The following is a 16,505-nucleotide window of genomic DNA, read 5'->3' on the forward strand; positions in this document are numbered from 1 at the left end:
GAGAACCTCTTAGAACGTTCTTAGGGCGCACCGGAAGTGTGCGGCCCATGACCACCACCACATCACACCCGTCTGCGGCCGGGGCGCTGTCCGTCGTGATCGGTGCGGGCGGCACCGGCGGGCACATCTATCCCGGTCTCGCGCTCGCGGAGGCCCTGCGGGCCGCCGTGCCCGGCACCGTGGTCTCGTTCATCGGGACCGAGCGGGGCCTGGAGGGCGAGCTGATCCCCGGCGCCGGCCACCGCCTGCACACCGTCGACATGATCCCCTTCGATCCCGCGCTGGGCGCGAAGCGGTACCTGCTGCCCGCGGCGCTGCTGCGCTCCGCGCACCAGGCGCGCGCGGTGATCCGGGCGCAGGGCGCGCACGTCGTCGTGGGCATGGGCGGGTATCCGAGCGCGCCCGCCGTGCTCGGTGCCCGGCTGGCCGGGCTGCCGGCCGTGATCCACGAGTCCAACGCGGTGCCGGGCCGCGCCAACCGGTTCGCGGCCCGCCTCACCCCGCACGTCGCGGTGGCCTTCGACCGCAGCCGGGCCCACCTGGCGGGCGGGGAGCGGGCGCTGACCACCGGGATGCCGATCTCCGCGGCCCTGTCCGGGCTCGCCGAGCTGCCCGGGGCGCGGCGGGCGGCGCTGCGCGTGGAGGCCCGGCGGGCGCTGGGGGTGGCGGCGGGGCGGCGGCTGGTCGTCTTCAACGGCGGCAGCCTGGGCGCGGTGCGCCTGACCCGGGCGGCGGCCGGGCTGGCGGGCCTGTGGCAGCACCGCGACGACGTGCAGCTGCTGGTGAAGACCGGTCCGGCCGTGCTGGCGGAGACGGTGGCCGGGCTGGCGGCGTCGGGCGGGTCGCGGATCGCGCGGGCGGTGCCGTACCTGGACCGGATGGACCTGGTCTACGCGGCCGCCGACCTGGTGGTGTGCCGTGCGGGCTCGGCGACCGTCGCCGAGCTGGCGGCGACCGGGGTCCCGGCGGTCCTGGTGCCCTACCCGTACGCTCCCGGCGACCACCAGACGCACAACGCGCGGGTGCTGTCCGACGCGGGCGCCGGGCTGCTGCTGCCCGATGCCGAGGCCACCGCCGGGAGCCTGGCCGCCCTGGTCGGGCCGCTGCTGGCCGATCCGGCGCGGCTGTCGGCGATGGCCGGCGCCGCCGACCCCGGCCCGCACGCGCGGGCCGCCGAGCTGCTGGCCGCCGAGGTCCTGCGCGTCGCCGGCCTCGCCCCCACCGTCCCCACCCCTGTCCTCTCTGATCTGGAGCACATATGAACAGCTGGACCGACCGCACCGTCCTCGTCACCGGCGCGGAGGGCTTCATCGGCTCGACGCTGGTGGACCTGCTGGTGGCGCGGGGGGCGCGGGTGCGCGCCTTCGTCCACTACAAGCCGTACGCGGAGAAGGGGCACCTGGCCCGCTACCTGGCCGACCCGGACGGGCCGGTGGAGATGTGGGCGGGTGACGTCCGGGACGCGGGCCGGGTCAGCGACGCGGTGGCCGGCTGCGACACCGTCTTCCATCTGGCGGCGCTGATCGGGATTCCGTACAGCTACGCATCGCCGGGCGCGTACGTGCAGACGAACGTGACGGGCACGCAGAACGTGGCGGAGGCCTGCCGGCGGCACGGGGTGCGGCGGCTGGTGCACACCTCGACGAGCGAGGTCTACGGGACGGCGCTGACCGCCCCCATCGGCGAGGACCACCCGCTGCAGCCGCAGTCCCCGTACTCGGCGTCGAAGATCGGCGCGGACATGATGGCGCTCTCCTTCCACCACGCGTTCGAGCTGCCGGTGGCGGTGGTGCGTCCGTTCAACACCTACGGGCCGCGGCAGTCGGCGCGCGCGGTGATCCCGACGATCCTGGCCCAGCTGCACGCCGGGTCGCGGGAGATCCGCCTGGGGTCGCTGACGCCGACCCGGGACTTCACGTACGTGACGGACACGGCGGAGGGGTTCTTGGCGGTGGCCGAGTGCGAGCGGGCTCTGGGTGAGGTGGTCAACCTCGGTACCGGTGAGGAGATCTCCGTCGGGGCGCTGGCCGAGGCCCTGGTGAAGGCGTCGGGGCGGGATGCCGAGGTGGTGGTGGACCCGGCGCGGCTGCGGCCGTCGGGCAGTGAGGTGCAGCGGCTGCTGTCGGACAATACGCGGGCCCGGGAGTGGGCGGGCTGGCGGCCGCGGGTCGGCCTGGAGGAGGGGCTGCGGCGGACCTCGGAGTGGATCGCGGCGCATCCTTCGCTGTTCGCGCCGGAGCGTTACGCGGTCTGAGCGTTACGCGGTCTGAGCGTCCGGTCGGGCGCCGGCCGGGTCGGGCGGGGCGGGGCGGGGCGGGCGGCGGGGAAAACCGCGGGCCTCGGCGGTGGGCGGGCCGTTACGATCGGCCCCTTCACCCGATCGTGGCGGTCCGACGGAGGCACCGATGACACTGGCCCCTGTGCGGACGGCACCGGCCGCCCATCCCGACCGGCTGGAGCGGGGGCACCCGTTCCGGCAGTGGAAGACCTGGCGGATTCCCGGTACCGAGTTCACCCTGACCGGCTATTCGCGCGCCAACGACAAGACGTTCTTCCACATCCCGGAGCTGCGGTGCGCGCTCGACGCCGGGCTGGCGGAGGGGCGCCGGCCCGAGACCGTCTTCCTCACCCACACCCACCACGACCACTCCAAGGACCTCGACCACCTCGCCGCCCGGGCCGACGGGGTCGACATCCACCTGCCGGCCGCGGCGGTGCCGTACGTGGAGTCCTTCCTGCGGGCGTCCGCCGAGCTGAACCACGGCGCCTCCTACGACCCCGCGCTCGCCGCGGGCTGCCGGCTCCACGGGGTGCGCGGCGGTGACGAGTTCTCCTTCGGGCGGCGCGGCCACCGGGTGCGGGTGGTGGAGTGCGTCCACAAGGTGCCGTGCGTGGGGTACGCGTTCTCCGAGCCGCGCAAGGCGCTGCTGCCCGAGTACGAGGAACTGCGGCGCAGCCTCGCGGAGCAGGGCCGGGGTGCGGAGTTCGGCCGGATCCTCGCGCAGCGCCGCAAGGAGGGCGTGGAGGTCGAACGGGAGGTGCTCAGGCCGCTGTTCGCGTTCCTCGGGGACACCCATGTGAGGGTCTTCGAGGACAGTCCGTGGCTGCTGGAGTATCCGGTGGTCATCACCGAGTGCACGTTCCTCGACGATGCCGAGCTGGCGCGGGCCGACCGGGTCGGGCACACCGTGTGGAGCCGGCTGAAGCCGGTCGTCGAGGCCAACCCGCAGACCCTGTTCGTCCTCACCCATTTCAGCCTGCGCCATTCGGACCAGGACGTGCTGGACTTCTTCCGCGAGGAGCGGCCCGCGAACGTGCTGCTGTGGGCGCATCCGGAGAGCCGGCTGCCCGAGCAGCACCAGCACGGCTGACGGACGGCGCGGCCCCCACCGGATCTCGCCGGTGGGGGCCGCGCCGCCGTTCGTTCAGGGCCTCGTCAGCACTCGCGCAGGCCCGGCGCGGGGTCGACGGAGGTGTGGACGTCGACGGCGGCGACGTTGCCCCACTGGCCGTTGTCCAACTGGGTCCAGTACCAGACGTTGTTGCCGCCGGCGTGCTGGTCGCCGCGGCCCCAGCACTGGAACCAGCTGGGGCTGGTGTTCAGCGGCCCGCGCACCGCGGAGTTGTAGCGGCGGTGCTCGTAGCCCTTGGCGCCGACCCGGTTGCCGCACCACAGCTTGCCGTCGGCGCGCACCCCGCATTCGGCGGCGGCGCTCGTGCCGGCGGCGGGCGCGGCCGCGGCGGGCCCGGTCACGGTGGCCATGCCGCCCGCCAGTGCGGCGGCGGCGAGACCCAGGACGATCTTGTTGCGTGCGGACATGATCTCTCCTCGAAACATGGTGTGCGGTGTGGGTTCGGGGTGGTGTGTATGGGAGGTCAGGGGCAGGTGCGTACGCCGTCCAGCCAGGCGGGGCCCTTGATGTAGATGTTGGTGATCCACGCCCCGTACTCGGGCAGGTAGGACCAGGCGTCGTTGGTGTAGCCCTCGGCGGTCACGGGTTCGGCGTGCTTCTGGCAGTCGATGCGCACCGTGGTGGGGCCGGGGAACTTGTGGACCCGCGGGCTGGTGGTGGAGGGCTCGGTGTGGGTCCACACGTCCGTGCCCCAGGTGCTGAACGTGCCGGGTGCCTGCGCGGGCGGTGCGATGCGGACCGCGCCGGCGTAGTCGCCGCCGAGGCGTACGTCGCTGACGGTGATCCGGGTGCCCGATTCCCGGGCCTCGACCATCTTGCCCGCGCCCAGGTAGATCGCGATGTGGTGGACGGGGCCCGAGCCCCAGGCCAGGAGGTCCCCCGGGAGCAGCGGTGCGGTCCCCTGGGCGGCGGTGAACCGCTCTTGCACGTGTGGTGAGTGGAACTGGTGGTGGGCGTTGCCGGTCAGCGGGTCGCCGCCGGCCGCGCGGTGGTAGGCGTGGCGTACCAGTCCCGAGCAGTCGAAGCCGAGGCGCTCGGGGTCGTGTGCGCTGTCGGGGTCGCTGGGGTCGACCTGGCCGTAGGTGGGGCCCGGCTGTGGCCCGTGGCCGCCGCCCCAGGTGTACCAGACGCCGATCTGTTCGCAGGCGGCCGCCACGGCCTTCTCGGCCACGGCGGAGGCGCCGGGGGCCAGTACGCGGCACTCCCCCGCCGCCGCGGTCGCGGTCTTCTCCGGTGTCGTGGCGGTGGTGGCCGCGGTGGCGCTGTGGGCTCCTGCCCACGCGGCCAGGAGGGTGAGTGCGGCGGCGGCCGCCGCTGTCGTGGTGCGCATCGCCATGTCCGGTCCCCCGTTTCCGCCGCGCGGTGTGCCGCGGGGCGTCGTGCTCGTCGTGGTGTCCTGTCGGGCACTTCGAGACTGTTCCCCGGCGGCCGTGCGTGTCGAGGAGGCGCGGGTCGACCACTGCAACGGGAAACGGGAAACTCCGGGGAAACCCCCTCCCGCCTGGGCTTTTGAGGAGCCGTCAGCCGCGGGGGCGTCGTACGCCGGCACGTCGCCGGTACGTCGCCGGCACTTGCTGCGCCTTCGCCGGAACCCGGGCGCGGGAAACCGCATCACCTTGAGGGGGTGGGCGGGGAGCGGCCGCGGCGCGATGCCGGCCGGACGGTCCACCGCTTTCGACTCGACCGAACCGGAGAATGCCGCGGATGAACGCAACGCCACCGTCGGGGCCGCTCGGCAGGGCGCTCCGCGCCGTGCGGGGGTATCCGCGCCGTGCGCCGCTGACCCTCGCCTATGTCTGCCTGTTGCTGGCCGGCCACGTGTGGATCGGCCTGGTGTCCTCCGATCGGGCGGACGCCGTGCTGGGGTACCTCAGCACCAACCTGGACAACCTGCGGGACCATCCGCTGCCGGCGCTGGTGGGCAGCGCGCTGTTCTTCGACGGGACGCTCACGGACGTCTCCTCGACGGATTTCGTGGGCACCCTGATCACCTTGGGTCTGGGGGTGTGCTGCTTCCTGGCGTGGGCGGAGGCGCGGTGGGGGAAGCGGCGCGCGGTGGCGGTGTTCCTCGGCGGGCACGTCGCGGCCACGCTGCTGACCGCCGTCGTCATCACCGTCGGGCTGCGGTACGGCTGGTATCCGGCGGCGGTGCGCCAGTCCTTGGACTACGGGGTCAGTTACGGCGCGCAGACGGTGCTGGCCGCCGGCACGCTCGCCCTGCCGCGCCGGGGCCGCCCGCTGTGGGCGGCGTTCGTGCTCGCGTGGCCCCTGGGCGGGCTGGAGTGGAACGGGCCGCTGCCGGACTTCACCACGGTCGGCCATCTCCTGGCGGCGCTCCTCGGCTTCGCCCTGCTGGCCGTCCCGGCCTTCAGGCGCCGGCGGGTCCCTGCCGGCGGGCCGGCGCCCGCCGAGGACGGGGCCGGGCGCGGGCGCCGGGGCAGCGGTGTCGCACCGCTCGCCTGAGCGGCCGGTGGGGGCGCGGGGTGTGAGGGTGCGCCGGAGGGCCGCCACCAGTGCGGGTGACGGCCCTTCAGCCGGTGGCCGGCGGCGTCAGAGGACCGGGGTGTCGGGCAGGGGTGCGAATCCCGCACCGCATGCGGCCGGCAGGTTCGCCGGGGTGAAGGGGGTTGCGGAGGCGGTGGTGCAGACGGCCTGACGGATGACTCCGTTGCTGGCCAGGAGGGTGATGTAGAGGTGACCGGGGTCTTCCTCGGTGACCGACACGGCGGTGCCGGACACGCACTTCGGCGCACCGGCCAGGAGGCCGAGGTTGATCCACACGCCGGGGTTGCGGCTGTCGTTGAGGAAGGCATGTCCCTTCCGGTCGGTGGCGGCGCGGAAGACGGTTTCGAACAGGCCGCCGGCTCCGGAGTAGTCGACGACGGTGGAGCTCACGTCCCGCGCCACCGAACACTTCTTGGCCTTCTCGGCCTGGGCCTGGGAGTTCTTGGGGGCGGGGTCGTCGTGCGCGAGCGAGGCGGGGGCGGTGAGCGCCCCGAGGAGCAGGGCTCCCGCGACCGCGGCGGTACCCCGTGATGCGGCCCGAGCGAGCTTCCTCATGCGTTTCCTTCCGTGGGGCGGGCCGGCCGCGCCGTGGGCGGCCGGCCCCGGGGCGGCTTCGTTTTCGGGTTCGAACATTCCGCGCCCGCCCCGGGCGCACACGTACGGCTACCGTCCGTCACTCCAAGGAATGGCCGGTGTTCCGTGTCAACGGGTCTGCGGTCCGGGCCGTTTCACGGCGGGGCCGCAGCGCACGGGGCTGCGGTACCGGGCGGGATACTTGTCCGATGGACGGATCGAGGGCCTCCTGGGCCAACACCACGCACGACTGGGCCGCTGCCGTCGATGCGGAGCATCTGGCGCGCATCCGGTGCAGTCCCGCGCAGTTCGCCCCGGACGGACCCTGGCACCTCGCCCTCGAGGTGCTCGCCTATGCCGCCGACGAGGCGTCGGGCCGGGGTGGGGGGCGCTGCGCCGTCGTCCTCCACCCCGACGGCTCCCTGTCCGTCCGCGACGACGGGCGGGGCACCGACACCCGTGTGGACGAGCACGGCCGGACGGTGAAGAAGCCGGTCATGGCCACGAAGGACCTGCGGTTCTTCGACTTCCCGCAGGCTGAGGCACTGCCCGGCGGCCGTCCGCGGCGCGGCATGTCCGTGGTCGCGGCGCTCAGCGAGTGGCTCGTCCACACCAACCGCCGCCGGGGCGGGGCCTGGACCCAGCGCTATGAACACGGCGTCCCCGTCACCGGGCTCGAGCCGGTCGAGGACGACGGCACGACCGGCACGCTGGTCCGTTTCAGGCCGGACGGGGCGCTGGGCCCGGTGACCGCGCCGGCGGCCGCCGACCTTTCGCGCCTCGCCGCGGCCTGGCCGCATCTGGAGCTCAGGGTCGACGACCGGCGCACGGGCTGACGGCCTTCACCGCCGGCCGGACGGCCGACCCACCGGCCTGCCGGCCTGCGCAGCCGGCCGGTCGCGGCTGCTGGGCCGTCTCTTTCGGATCTTGTCGGCCGAGCCCGCGTTGTCCGGTGCCGTGCATCGCAAGGCGGAGGAGCTCCTCGCGTACTGGGCGTACTCGGGAGCCCCGACAACGCAGGGAGGTGCGGTGCCGGGCAGCGCGGGCCCGGCAAGATCCGAAAGAGGCGGCCTAGGCCCGCTTGGGGAGTTTCCAGTGGGGGCGGGGGAAGTGGCAGGTGTAGCCGTCGGGGTAGCGGGCGAGGTAGTCCTGGTGCTCCGGCTCGGCTTCCCAGAACTCGTCGGCGGGGACCACCTCGGTCACGACGGTTCCGGGCCACAGGCCGGACGCCTCGACGTCGGCGATGGTCTCCTGGGCGATGCGCCGCTGCTCCTCGTCCAGGTAGAAGATGGCGGAGCGGTAGCTGGTGCCGATGTCGTTGCCCTGGCGGTTCTTCGTGGTCGGGTCGTGGATCTGGAAGAAGTACTCCAGGACGGTGCGGTAGTCGGTGGCGGCGGGGTCGAAGACGATCTCGATCGACTCCGCGTGGGTGCCGTGGTCGCGGTAGGTGGGGTGGGGGGTGCCGCCGCCGCTGTATCCGACCCGCGTGGCCAGTACGCCGGGGAGTCTGCGGATGAGGTCCTGCATGCCCCAGAAGCAGCCGCCGGCCAGCCATGCCTTCTGCTCGGTCTCGCTCATGACGGGGTGTCCTTTCGTTGTCGTCCGGGCGCGCCCGGCGGGCGTCGCCCGCCGGAAGGGTGATCCGATGGTCGCGGCTGCGGGTGCCGCCTGTCATTGGCCTTCCCCCCGCCCCGGCGGGGCGGGGTTTCCCGTTCAGGGGGCCGTGCCCGCGCGCGCGGCGGTCGCCCTGTCCAGGACGGCCCCGACCGCGGCCATGAGCCGGTCGCCCGCGCGGTCGACGCTGGCGTTCTGGGCGCTGATCTGGGCGCCCTCCAGGAGGAAGGTGATCTCCGCGGAGGCGTCGTCGGGTGCGTGCGCGCCGGCCCGTTCGCACATGGCGGTCAGGCGGCGGCGCTGGTCGGCCTTGTGGGTCTCGATCAGCCGGCGGGCCGGGTGGTCGGGGCCGGGCAGTCCGGCGAAGGAGTTCACGAAGGGGCAGCCCCGCCGGGCGATGTCGGGCAGCCCTTCGGCGACGAAGCGTGCCACGCCCAGCACCTGGGCCCGGCCGTCGTCGGGGTGCTCGGCCTCGACCCGGTCGAAGGCGCTCCGGTAGCCCGCCGCCACGATCCGGAGCCATTCCTCGATCAGGGCGTCCTTGGTGGCGAAGTGGCGGTAGAGGGCCGCTTTGGTGGTGTCGGCCCGCTCGGCGATGGCCTGCACTCCGACGGCGCGGACGCCCTCACTGAGGAAGAGCTCCTCGGCCGCGTCGAGGATGCGTTCGCGCGGGGGGAGGCGGGCGACCCGTGAGTCCCGGCCCGGCCTCGGGGGGCTGCTCGTCATCGTGTGCCTCGCTTCGCTTCGCATCGCGTGGGCCGGCATCTCTTCCGGTTCGGCTTCCGGTTCGGCTTCCGGTTCGGCTTCCGGTTCGGCTTCCGGATCATGCTACGTTACCGACCACCCCCAAACGATACCGCTCGGTATCACACGGGACCGATCGGGAACGCAGGTGGAACGCCGTGGAGCTGCACGAATACACCCAGTACGACGCCGTGGGACTGGCCGGGCTGGTGGCCCGGGGAGAGGTGACCGCCGCCGAGCTCACGGCCGCGGCCCGGGCCGCGACGGCCGCCGTGAACCCGCTGATCAACGCCGTGGTGGAGAGCTGGCCCGCCGAGGACGACCCGGTGCCGGGCAGTACGCCGCTCGCGGGCGTGCCGTTCCTCATCAAGGACCTGGCGGTCTCCATGCGGGGCAAGCGCGTCGAGCTGGGCAGCCGGCTGGCCGCCGGCAACGTGGCCGGGCAGGACTCCTTCCTGATGCGGCGCCTGCGCCGGGCCGGCCTGGTGACGCTGGGCCGCACGGCCACGCCCGAATTCGCCTACAGCACCACCACCGAGCCGGTCCTGTACGGGCCCACCCGCAACCCCTGGGACCTCACCCGGACCGCCGGCGGCTCCAGCGGCGGGTCGGCCGCGGCCGTCGCCGCCGGCATCACCCCCCTCGCCCACGCCACCGACGCGGCCGGGTCGATCCGGGTGCCGGCCGCCAGTACCGGGCTGTTCGGCCTCAAGCCCACCCGCGGCCGCGTCTCCCTGGGCCCGGACGCCGACGAGGTCTTCAACGGCCTCGCCGTGCACGGCGGGCTCAGCCGGACCGTGCGCGACAGCGCGGCCCTGCTGGACCTGATCCAGGGCCCGGAGACCGGCGACCCCTACTTCGCCGAGCGCCCGCACCGCCCGTACCTCGAAGAGACCGCCCGGGACCCGGGGCGCCTGCACGTCGGCCTGGTCACCACCCCCGGGAACGGGCGGGAGGTGGAGCCCGCCGTCCGCGCGGCCACCCTGGCCGCCGCCCGGCTGCTGGAGTCGCTGGGCCACCGGGTCGAGGCCACCGCCGTGGACCTCGGCGTGGACTGGGAGGAGTTCGTCCTGGCCAACGCCCGCCTGTGGTCCGCGAACCTGGTGCGGTGGGTGGACGGCCTCGCCGCGGCGTCCGGCCGCCCCGTGGACGGGTCCACCGTCGAGCCCGAGATGCTCGCGAGCTACGCGTGGGGCCGCACGGTGAGCGGCCCGGAGTTCGTGCACGCCCTGGAGGTGCGCAACCGGGTCGCCCGCGCGGTCGGCACCCGGTTCGCGACCCTGGACCTGCTGCTGACGCCGACCCTGCCGGAGATACCGGTGCCGCTGGGCACCTACGGCCGGGGCGCACGGAACACCGACGGGCCGGGCTGGCTGGAGCACCTCTTCCACCGCTCGCCGTTCACCGCCGCCTTCAACGTCGCCGGGACGCCCGCGATGTCGGTGCCGCTCGGCTCCGACCCGGCCACCGGCCTGCCGGTCGGCGTCCAGTTCGCCGCGGGCTACGGACGCGAGGACCAGCTGTTCCGGCTCGCCGCGCAACTGGAGCAGGCCGCCCCCTGGGCGCAGCGCAGGCCCCCGGTGTGGGCGGGCGCGGCCTGACCGCCGCCGGCCGGGCCGCCGGCCCGGCCCTGGGCTAGGCGGCCGGGTCGGGCAGGAGGTCCTCGGCCGTGATCCGCAGGACGAACCGGCGGACGAGGTCCCCGACGGGTTCGTCGCCGGTCACGGGCAGTTCGCGGACCAGGACCTCCTCCTGCACCGACGGAGCTCCGCGCCGGCCCAGGCGCACGGTCACCCGTGCGGGCTCCGTGCGCTCGGGGGCGACGGTGAACACTGCCGGGTCGCCGTCCTCCCGGGCGGTGCGGGCGGCGAGTTCCCCGGCCACCAGCCGGGCGGCGGTGTCCACGGGCCCCTCCCAGCCGGTGTCCGCGCCCGCCCTGGCCAGTTCGGCGTCGTACTGGGCGGCGTCGAAGTACAGGTCGTCGGGGAGCGGGACCCGGATGTCGTGCGTGTTCTCCCAGGACGTCCAGAGCACCCGGTCGCCCTGGCGCCGGATGGTGACGAAGAGGCCTCCGCAGCAGTCGGTGACGCAGTCGTTGTTGGACAGCTCGATCCGGCGCGGCTCGTCCGAGGCGGCGAAGGGCCATCGCGTGGCGGGGCGGAGCAGGTGCCGGGCCGAACAGCTCGACGTGCCGTCCGGGTGGATCTGCTCCAGCAGGTCCCGGCCGTCGACGAACGGACGGACCTCGGCCCACTGCTCGATGGCGTAGGAGTGCTTCGGTATGACGAACCGCAGGCCGAAGGTGCTGACGCTGGTGGGGTTGCTCATGAAGGAGATGATCCCCTGTCCGGCTGCCCGGCCCGGTCCGGCCCGGTCCGCCCCGGGAGCATGCCGTCGTCCGGGGCCACGGGGGTGACCTCGGCGGTCCACGACCAGGGCTCCCGGGGCGGCTCCCAGGCCACCTCGACGTCGGTGGCGTGGAAGTCCCGGGCGAGTTCCCTGACCATGGCCGCCGCCGCGGTCCGCGCGTCGTGGGGGTCGGTGTCGGCCGGCACGGCCAGGCGCCCGCAGAGCATGCCGCCCTCCGCGGTGACGACGCCGGTGCGCCAGCCCTCCGGTGTCGCCAGCAGCACGATCCCCTTCGGAACTCCCCAGGCCGGCCGCTTCGCCTTCGCCTTCGCCTTCGCCCTGTCCCTCTCGCGTCTGCCCATGCCGCCATCCAACCCCGTCGGGTACGCGGCGACGCGTCCGGGTGGCGGCGGCCGGCCGCGGCCGCGGCGCGGCGCGGCGCGGCGAGCGGGGGTGCGTCGCGCGGCGAAGGGCTGGTCGGCACGGGTGAATCGTCATCTAAGATTCAAGCTGGCCGCGGGGCCGGGGCTCGTCGCTGTGTGCGGCAGCCGCGGAAGGGCCAGGCCGGCCGGTCGACGAGAACGGCCCGTGTCAGGGGTTCCGGTTCCGGTCCGGACGGGGACCATCTGATGCTGATCATGAAGCTCCCGGGGAATCGCGTGCCGTCGGCGTGCGTCTCAGTGGTGTGAGATGCCCAGCCCGCACACCCACGCACAGTGAAGACCGCCGGGGAGAAGTGAGGTATGGCAGTGATCTGCGTCGGAGGCATGATCGGGATCGGCAAGACGAGCGTGGCCGAACTGCTCGCCAAGGAACTGGGCAGCGACGTCTTCTACGAGAGCGTCGACGACAACCCGATCCTCCCGCTCTTCTACACGGCGAGCCCCGAGGAGATCCAGGCGAGGCGCTACCCCTTCCTGCTCCAGCTCTACTTCCTGCAGACCCGGTTCGCCTCGATCAAGGAGGCGTACAAGCAGGGCGACAACGTCCTGGACCGGTCCATCTACGAGGACTGGTACTTCGCCAAGGTCAACCACGACCTGGGCCGGATCAGCTCCCTCGAGATGCAGGTGTACGAGGGCCTGCTGGGCGAGATGATGCGCGAGATCGACGGCCTGCCGTACCGCAAGGCCCCCGACCTGATGGTCTACCTCAAGGCGGACTTCGAGACGGTGCTGCACCGGATCGGGCTGCGGGGCCGCGACTTCGAACAGGACGAGAGCCTCATCGAGTACTACCGCACCCTGTGGTCGGGCTACGACGACTGGGTGAACCTGCACTACTCGGCCAGTGAGGTCCTCGTCGTCGACATGAACAGCACGGACGTCGTTCACAACCCGGACGACGCGGCCCGCGTGGTCCAGGAGGTCAGGGACGCCCTGGCCGCGGTCAGGGCGAACGCCGCGACCGGCCTGTGACCGGCAGGTCGTGGCCGTCTCCCCCGCGCGGGGGAGACGGCCACGACCTTCGGACGATGCCCGGGCACCCGGCGGGCGGTGACGATCGGGGCACTGCCGTCACCCACCGGAATCGGAGCCCCGCCGTGCTGAAGTGGACCCTGCGCGCCACCGCCGTCCTCGCCGTCGCCGCCGCGATCGCCGCCCCCGTCGCCGTGCCCGCGCCCGAAGCGGCGCCCGCCGCCCTTTCCGCGTCCGCCACCGCCGTCGCCGTAGCCGTCGCCGCGCCCGGGGGCGGGCCCGGCTCCCCCGTGAGCGGGACGAACGGCCCGGGCCGCCCCGTCGCCTTCCACGCGCCGTAAACCGCTCGGTTGCCCGGCACCCGCCGTGCAAGGATCACGTCCGTGCCGCTGACACCCACCCTGACCGAACGACGCTCCCCCTGGGTCGTGTTCACTTCCCCGGCCGACCCGTGGCTGGCGTCGGAAACGGCCGCGCTCGTGCGGCGCGACGGGCTGGTCCTGCGGCTGGACGGCCGGGAGTTGCGGGATCCGGCGTCCGTGTTCCGCACGTTCGCCCGGGAGTTGTCCTTCCCCGGCTACTTCGGCCACAACTGGCACGCGCTCGTGGACTGCCTCCACGACTGGCACGGCCCCGGGCACGGCAACAGGGACCTCGCGATTCTGATCGACCACGCGGACGGCCTGCTGACGTCGGACTTCCTCGGACTGCTCGTGTCGGTCCTCGCCCAGGCGGCCTGGAACTCCAACCTCCGACTGGACGCCGACGGCGAGCCCGACACGGACTGGACGCGCACGACCCAGCACTTCGTCCTCCTGCCGGACCACACCGCCCCCGCCGCCTTCGCGGAAGCGGCGGCCCGCGGCCAGGACGTGGCGGTGGCCCTCGCGGACGGCCGGCTGCTCGCCACCCTGACCGACACCGACTGGCCCGGTGGAGATCCCGCGTCCGCCCCCTGGACGGCCGGCCCGCTCTCCTTCGCCGACGAGGAGATCCTCAGCGGCACGGACGCCCGGGGCATCGCGCTGCTGCGCGAACACCTCGGCTGCTCGGTCCACGAAGCCCAGGGCATCCTCCGGTCCCGCACCGACCACCTGCGCCGCACCCACCCGGGCACACCGCCCGAAACCGGCTGACGGGCCGCGCGGGGACGCCCAGGGGCGGGCGTGGATGCTCAGGGGCGGGCGTGGAGGGCGCCGAACAGGGGGTCGAACGCCTCGCCCTCGGACCCGACGACGCGGCAGGCCGCCGCGACCGGCCCCCGGGAGAGCTCCGCGAGCCGGGCCAGGGCCGCCGCCCCGGACGGGAGCCCGGCCGGACCGAGGCCGAGCGCCCGGGCCGCGCGGTCGCGCCGCCGGTCGAGGTCGGGCACGTCCTGGCGGTACTCCCCGGCGACGGCTTCCAGTTCCCCGGCCGTCCGCCCGGGAGCGTCCCGCCACCACGGCACCGCGAGACACAGCCGCAGCAGCTCCGGGAGCCCCAGCGCGAGCGGTCCGGCCTCGCCGTCGAGGCTCACGTACACCACGGGGCGTTCCTCTCCGCCCTCGCCGACGAAGCAGAACGCGTCTCCCGAGGCCGCCCGCGCGAACTGCTCCAGTCGGGCGCCGGAGGCGAGCCGGATCCCGTCCTCCAGCAGGTGGGAGGACGGGGCGGTCGCGTCGAGGTCCGCGACCCCGGCGAAGTACGCGACGGCGTCCTCGTCTGTGCCCAGCAGCGGCAGCAGCGCGTCGGGACGGGCGGCTGCGGGCGGGGCGGCCGGTGCGCCCGTTGAGTGTGGTGCGTTCACCGGGCAACCGTAGACGGAGCCCCTGACACCGGCCGCCGCAGACCGTGCGGGCCCCGGCGGAGGATCCCCCGGCGCGCGGGGTCGGCGGGCCGCTGCGGTACGGGGCCCGGCGGGCGCCGAGCGGGCGGCGTGGCCGCGTTGTTGGGCCGTACGCGGCCGGTTGGTGTGCCTGGGCTCACCCCGTCGGGGGAACAGTCGGTGCTTCGCGTGGCGTGAGGTGGTCTACTGCGGCTCGACCAGCGGAAACCTTCGCAACAGGAGGCAGCATGAGCGACGTGGACCTCGACTTCGAACCGCCTGCGCAGGCCGGCGGGAGCGACACGTTCCCGATGCGGGCGGGGACCCTGCGCAGGAACGGCCATGTGCTCATGGACGGGTTCGCCTGCAGGCTCACCGACGTCTCGATCTCGAAGTCGGGCCAGCGCGGCCAGACCGAGGTGAACCTCACGGGGATCGACGTCTTCACCGGCGAGCGGCGCGAGGACATGCACCCCTGCGCCCACGACGTGGAGGTACCGGTGGTCGTCCACACCGAGTACGTGCTGGCCGGCATCGACGACGGGCGCCTCTCGCTCGTGGTGGAGTCCGCGGGAGGGGCCGGGGAGGGTGTCGCGCTGCCGGAGGGCGTACTCGGCCGGGCCATCGAGAGCGACTTCGCCGCCGGCCGGTGCGTCCGGGTCACCGTGACCCGCGCCATGGGCCGGGAGGCCGTCACCGGCCACCGCGCGGAGTAGCCGGCCCGCGGCGGGGGGGCCAACGGCAGCGCCTCGAAAGCCGGTTGACGTGCGGCGGGAACCACGGCCGGGCCCGGCACGCCGGCCGGGCCGGGGCCGCCTCCCGCGGACCGCCTCGCCGGCCGGACGGGGACGGCGGCGGGACGGGCGGGGCGGGAACGCTCCCCCGACCAGGCCGACCGGGCCGACCGGGCCGACCGGGCCGACCGGGCCGACCGGCGGGCGCGCTCGGGCGGGTGCTCCCCCGAACGGGCGGCCCGACGGGCACGCGCCTCCCGCCGGCCGGAGGATCGGGGAGGGGACACACGAGGGGGCGGAGCACGGGAGCGGGTCGAGGATGGCGAACACCGCCGGTCGTTCCAGCAGGAAGCGCGCCGTGGTGCTGTCGGGCGTGCTGGCCCTCGCCGGGGCCGTCATGACCGGGTGCGGCGGCGGGGCGCGCGAGCGCGGGGAGGTGCCGGGCGCGGGTCCGCACCCGCAGGCGGCGCGTTCGGGCCGGGTCAGCGTCGTCTACGAGACCGCCACGGTCGCGCCGCAGGACCGGCAGGTCGTGGCGCTGATCCGGAGATCCGGGGTGCTGGAGAAGTCGGCCGACTGGGTGAACAGGTCGCTCACCCTCCCGCACGACCTGGTCGTGAAGGTCACCGCCGACGTGCCGCGCGGCGTCACCGACGCCGTCACCCAGCCCGACGGCAGGACGATCTTCGTCCCGCCGCCGTTCCTGGCCGAGATCGAGAAGGCCTTCGCGGACGTCGTGAAGACCGTGGAGCGGCCCGCGGCGTTGACAGCGGCGCAGTACAACACCGACGACCTGACCGTGCTGTCGACGGAGTTCATCTTCGGCCACGAGATGGGCCATGCGCTGCAGCGCCAGTTCCCGCTGGCCAACCTCGGTCTCGAAGAGGACGCCGCCGACGGCTTCGCGTCCTTCTACACCGTCAACGAGGTCGGTCCGGGGCCGTCGCTGGCCGCCGCGGTCCTCTTCGACGCGATCGCCCGCAAGGAGGGCCGGCCGACCCTGGAGGGCATGTCGAGCGACCACCCGGTCACCCAGCAGCGGGCCTACAACTTCCTGTGCTACCTGTACGGGAGCGACCCGAAGACGTACCAGCGGGCCCTGGTCGACAGCGGCTACCTCCCCAAGACCCGCGCCCCGTTGTGCCCGCAGGCGTGGGCGATGCTGGACTACGGCTGGTGGACCCAGCTCCAGCCGCACTTCAGCCCGGCGTTCACGGCCCGGGGTGACGGGGAGCAGAAGAAGGCGCAGGCGCAGCTGGTCGCGCAGACGCAGGCCCTGGCGGAGCGGATCGACGAGATCCGCAGCAGCCAGTGAGCCGCCCGCCCGGCGCCGGCCGGTAGGCCGGTCCTG

General features: G+C 74.2%; 19 protein-coding genes. 11 read left to right on the forward strand and 8 right to left on the reverse strand.

Going from position 1 to position 16,505, the window contains the following annotated elements; genetic code table 11:
• Positions 1-47: 47 nt before the first annotated feature.
• The 3 genes from AB0O53_RS25120 (at position 48) to AB0O53_RS25130 (ending at position 3,371) form a co-directional block, all read left to right on the forward strand.
• Entirely contained in the window at positions 48-1,262 is a 1,215-nt protein-coding gene (locus tag AB0O53_RS25120) for a UDP-N-acetylglucosamine--N-acetylmuramyl-(pentapeptide) pyrophosphoryl-undecaprenol N-acetylglucosamine transferase (protein WP_350999520.1), read from the forward strand.
• Positions 1,259-2,254: an SDR family NAD(P)-dependent oxidoreductase gene (locus tag AB0O53_RS25125; protein WP_350999523.1), complete on the forward strand. Its 996-nt coding sequence runs from the start codon at positions 1,259-1,261 to the stop codon at positions 2,252-2,254. Before AB0O53_RS25120 ends, AB0O53_RS25125 begins: the two co-directional genes overlap by 4 nt.
• A gap of 151 nt (positions 2,255-2,405) precedes the next feature.
• Complete coding sequence (locus tag AB0O53_RS25130; protein WP_350999526.1) at positions 2,406-3,371, forward strand: MBL fold metallo-hydrolase; 966 nt, start codon at positions 2,406-2,408, stop codon at positions 3,369-3,371.
• Positions 3,372-3,436: 65 nt separating this feature from the next.
• Here the strand turns inward: AB0O53_RS25130 and AB0O53_RS25135 are convergent, their stop codons facing one another.
• Both AB0O53_RS25135 and AB0O53_RS25140 read right to left on the reverse strand, forming a co-directional pair.
• Positions 3,437-3,820 (reverse strand): hypothetical protein, encoded by a 384-nt coding sequence (locus AB0O53_RS25135; RefSeq protein WP_350999528.1) that lies wholly within the window; start codon positions 3,818-3,820, stop codon positions 3,437-3,439.
• Positions 3,821-3,876: 56 nt separating this feature from the next.
• Positions 3,877-4,743: a C40 family peptidase gene (locus AB0O53_RS25140; protein ID WP_365198364.1), complete on the reverse strand. Its 867-nt coding sequence runs from the start codon at positions 4,741-4,743 to the stop codon at positions 3,877-3,879.
• Between the two features lie 374 nt (positions 4,744-5,117).
• Here AB0O53_RS25140 and AB0O53_RS25145 point away from each other — a divergent pair, with 374 nt between their 5' ends.
• Entirely contained in the window at positions 5,118-5,876 is a 759-nt protein-coding gene (locus tag AB0O53_RS25145) for a rhomboid-like protein (protein WP_365198367.1), read from the forward strand.
• An 87-nt stretch (positions 5,877-5,963) separates the two neighbouring features.
• Here AB0O53_RS25145 and AB0O53_RS25150 read toward each other — a convergent pair whose 3' ends face one another.
• Positions 5,964-6,473 carry a hypothetical protein gene (locus AB0O53_RS25150; RefSeq protein WP_365198369.1) on the reverse strand — a complete coding sequence of 170 codons (510 nt, stop codon included), beginning with the start codon at positions 6,471-6,473 and terminating at the stop codon, positions 5,964-5,966.
• 227 nt (positions 6,474-6,700) lie between these two features.
• Between AB0O53_RS25150 and AB0O53_RS25155 the strand changes: the two genes are divergently transcribed.
• Positions 6,701-7,327 (forward strand): ATP-binding protein, encoded by a 627-nt coding sequence (locus tag AB0O53_RS25155; RefSeq protein ID WP_365198372.1) that lies wholly within the window; start codon positions 6,701-6,703, stop codon positions 7,325-7,327.
• A 235-nt stretch (positions 7,328-7,562) separates the two neighbouring features.
• Here the strand turns inward: AB0O53_RS25155 and msrA are convergent, their stop codons facing one another.
• The gene (msrA, locus tag AB0O53_RS25160) at positions 7,563-8,069 is read right to left on the reverse strand and encodes a peptide-methionine (S)-S-oxide reductase MsrA (protein WP_365198375.1); all 507 of its coding nucleotides are present in this window, start codon (positions 8,067-8,069) and stop codon (positions 7,563-7,565) included.
• Positions 8,070-8,204: 135 nt separating this feature from the next.
• A complete protein-coding gene (locus tag AB0O53_RS25165) occupies positions 8,205-8,831 on the reverse strand; it encodes a TetR/AcrR family transcriptional regulator (protein WP_365198378.1) in 627 nt (208 codons plus the stop codon).
• Positions 8,832-9,007: 176 nt separating this feature from the next.
• Between AB0O53_RS25165 and AB0O53_RS25170 the strand changes: the two genes are divergently transcribed.
• On the forward strand, positions 9,008-10,450 hold the full coding sequence (locus AB0O53_RS25170) for an amidase (protein ID WP_365198381.1): 1,443 nt from the start codon (positions 9,008-9,010) through the stop codon (positions 10,448-10,450).
• Between the two features lie 34 nt (positions 10,451-10,484).
• On the opposite strand, the gene AB0O53_RS25175 is transcribed toward AB0O53_RS25170, so the two are convergent.
• Together AB0O53_RS25175 and AB0O53_RS25180 are read right to left on the reverse strand one after the other, a co-directional pair.
• On the reverse strand, positions 10,485-11,177 hold the full coding sequence (locus AB0O53_RS25175) for a hypothetical protein (protein WP_365198384.1): 693 nt from the start codon (positions 11,175-11,177) through the stop codon (positions 10,485-10,487).
• On the reverse strand, positions 11,174-11,560 hold the full coding sequence (locus tag AB0O53_RS25180) for a hypothetical protein (protein ID WP_365198387.1): 387 nt from the start codon (positions 11,558-11,560) through the stop codon (positions 11,174-11,176). The genes AB0O53_RS25175 and AB0O53_RS25180 overlap by 4 nt, the downstream gene beginning before the upstream one ends.
• Before the next feature lie 381 nt (positions 11,561-11,941).
• Here AB0O53_RS25180 and AB0O53_RS25185 point away from each other — a divergent pair, with 381 nt between their 5' ends.
• From AB0O53_RS25185 to AB0O53_RS25195, 3 genes are all read left to right on the forward strand, one after another.
• Positions 11,942-12,616: a deoxynucleoside kinase gene (locus AB0O53_RS25185; protein WP_350999552.1), complete on the forward strand. Its 675-nt coding sequence runs from the start codon at positions 11,942-11,944 to the stop codon at positions 12,614-12,616.
• Positions 12,617-12,741: 125 nt separating this feature from the next.
• On the forward strand, positions 12,742-12,957 hold the full coding sequence (locus AB0O53_RS25190) for a hypothetical protein (protein WP_350999554.1): 216 nt from the start codon (positions 12,742-12,744) through the stop codon (positions 12,955-12,957).
• Positions 12,958-12,999: 42 nt separating this feature from the next.
• Positions 13,000-13,752 (forward strand): barstar family protein, encoded by a 753-nt coding sequence (locus AB0O53_RS25195; protein ID WP_350999557.1) that lies wholly within the window; start codon positions 13,000-13,002, stop codon positions 13,750-13,752.
• A gap of 38 nt (positions 13,753-13,790) precedes the next feature.
• Here the strand turns inward: AB0O53_RS25195 and AB0O53_RS25200 are convergent, their stop codons facing one another.
• Complete coding sequence (locus AB0O53_RS25200) at positions 13,791-14,402, reverse strand: hypothetical protein (protein WP_365198392.1); 612 nt, start codon at positions 14,400-14,402, stop codon at positions 13,791-13,793.
• Between the two features lie 266 nt (positions 14,403-14,668).
• Here AB0O53_RS25200 and eif5A point away from each other — a divergent pair, with 266 nt between their 5' ends.
• Complete coding sequence (gene eif5A, locus AB0O53_RS25205; RefSeq protein ID WP_350999563.1) at positions 14,669-15,136, forward strand: translation initiation factor IF-5A; 468 nt, start codon at positions 14,669-14,671, stop codon at positions 15,134-15,136.
• Between the two features lie 337 nt (positions 15,137-15,473).
• Positions 15,474-16,469: a DUF4344 domain-containing metallopeptidase gene (locus tag AB0O53_RS25210; protein WP_365198395.1), complete on the forward strand. Its 996-nt coding sequence runs from the start codon at positions 15,474-15,476 to the stop codon at positions 16,467-16,469.
• The last annotated feature ends 36 nt before the right edge of the window (positions 16,470-16,505 follow it).

Origin of the sequence: Streptomyces erythrochromogenes, from assembly GCF_040684695.1 — a bacterium.
Classification (GTDB): Bacteria; Actinomycetota; Actinomycetes; order Streptomycetales; family Streptomycetaceae; genus Streptomyces; species Streptomyces erythrochromogenes_C.

Bases quoted from the DNA above. Each gene is read 5' to 3' on its own strand.
- AB0O53_RS25120 (WP_350999520.1), top strand. From the start codon at position 48: ATGACCACCACCACATCACACCCGTCTGCGGCCGGGGCGCTGTCCGTC.
- AB0O53_RS25125 (WP_350999523.1), top strand. From the start codon at position 1,259: ATGAACAGCTGGACCGACCGCACCGTCCTCGTCACCGGCGCGGAGGGC.
- AB0O53_RS25130 (WP_350999526.1), top strand. From the start codon at position 2,406: ATGACACTGGCCCCTGTGCGGACGGCACCGGCCGCCCATCCCGACCGG.
- AB0O53_RS25135 (WP_350999528.1), bottom strand. From the start codon at position 3,820: ATGTCCGCACGCAACAAGATCGTCCTGGGTCTCGCCGCCGCCGCACTG.
- AB0O53_RS25140 (WP_365198364.1), bottom strand. From the start codon at position 4,743: ATGCGCACCACGACAGCGGCGGCCGCCGCCGCACTCACCCTCCTGGCC.
- AB0O53_RS25145 (WP_365198367.1), top strand. From the start codon at position 5,118: ATGAACGCAACGCCACCGTCGGGGCCGCTCGGCAGGGCGCTCCGCGCC.
- AB0O53_RS25150 (WP_365198369.1), bottom strand. From the start codon at position 6,473: ATGAGGAAGCTCGCTCGGGCCGCATCACGGGGTACCGCCGCGGTCGCG.
- AB0O53_RS25155 (WP_365198372.1), top strand. From the start codon at position 6,701: ATGGACGGATCGAGGGCCTCCTGGGCCAACACCACGCACGACTGGGCC.
- msrA (WP_365198375.1), bottom strand. From the start codon at position 8,069: ATGAGCGAGACCGAGCAGAAGGCATGGCTGGCCGGCGGCTGCTTCTGG.
- AB0O53_RS25165 (WP_365198378.1), bottom strand. From the start codon at position 8,831: ATGACGAGCAGCCCCCCGAGGCCGGGCCGGGACTCACGGGTCGCCCGC.
- AB0O53_RS25175 (WP_365198384.1), bottom strand. From the start codon at position 11,177: ATGAGCAACCCCACCAGCGTCAGCACCTTCGGCCTGCGGTTCGTCATA.
- AB0O53_RS25180 (WP_365198387.1), bottom strand. From the start codon at position 11,560: ATGGGCAGACGCGAGAGGGACAGGGCGAAGGCGAAGGCGAAGGCGAAG.
- AB0O53_RS25185 (WP_350999552.1), top strand. From the start codon at position 11,942: ATGGCAGTGATCTGCGTCGGAGGCATGATCGGGATCGGCAAGACGAGC.
- eif5A (WP_350999563.1), top strand. From the start codon at position 14,669: ATGAGCGACGTGGACCTCGACTTCGAACCGCCTGCGCAGGCCGGCGGG.
- AB0O53_RS25210 (WP_365198395.1), top strand. From the start codon at position 15,474: ATGGCGAACACCGCCGGTCGTTCCAGCAGGAAGCGCGCCGTGGTGCTG.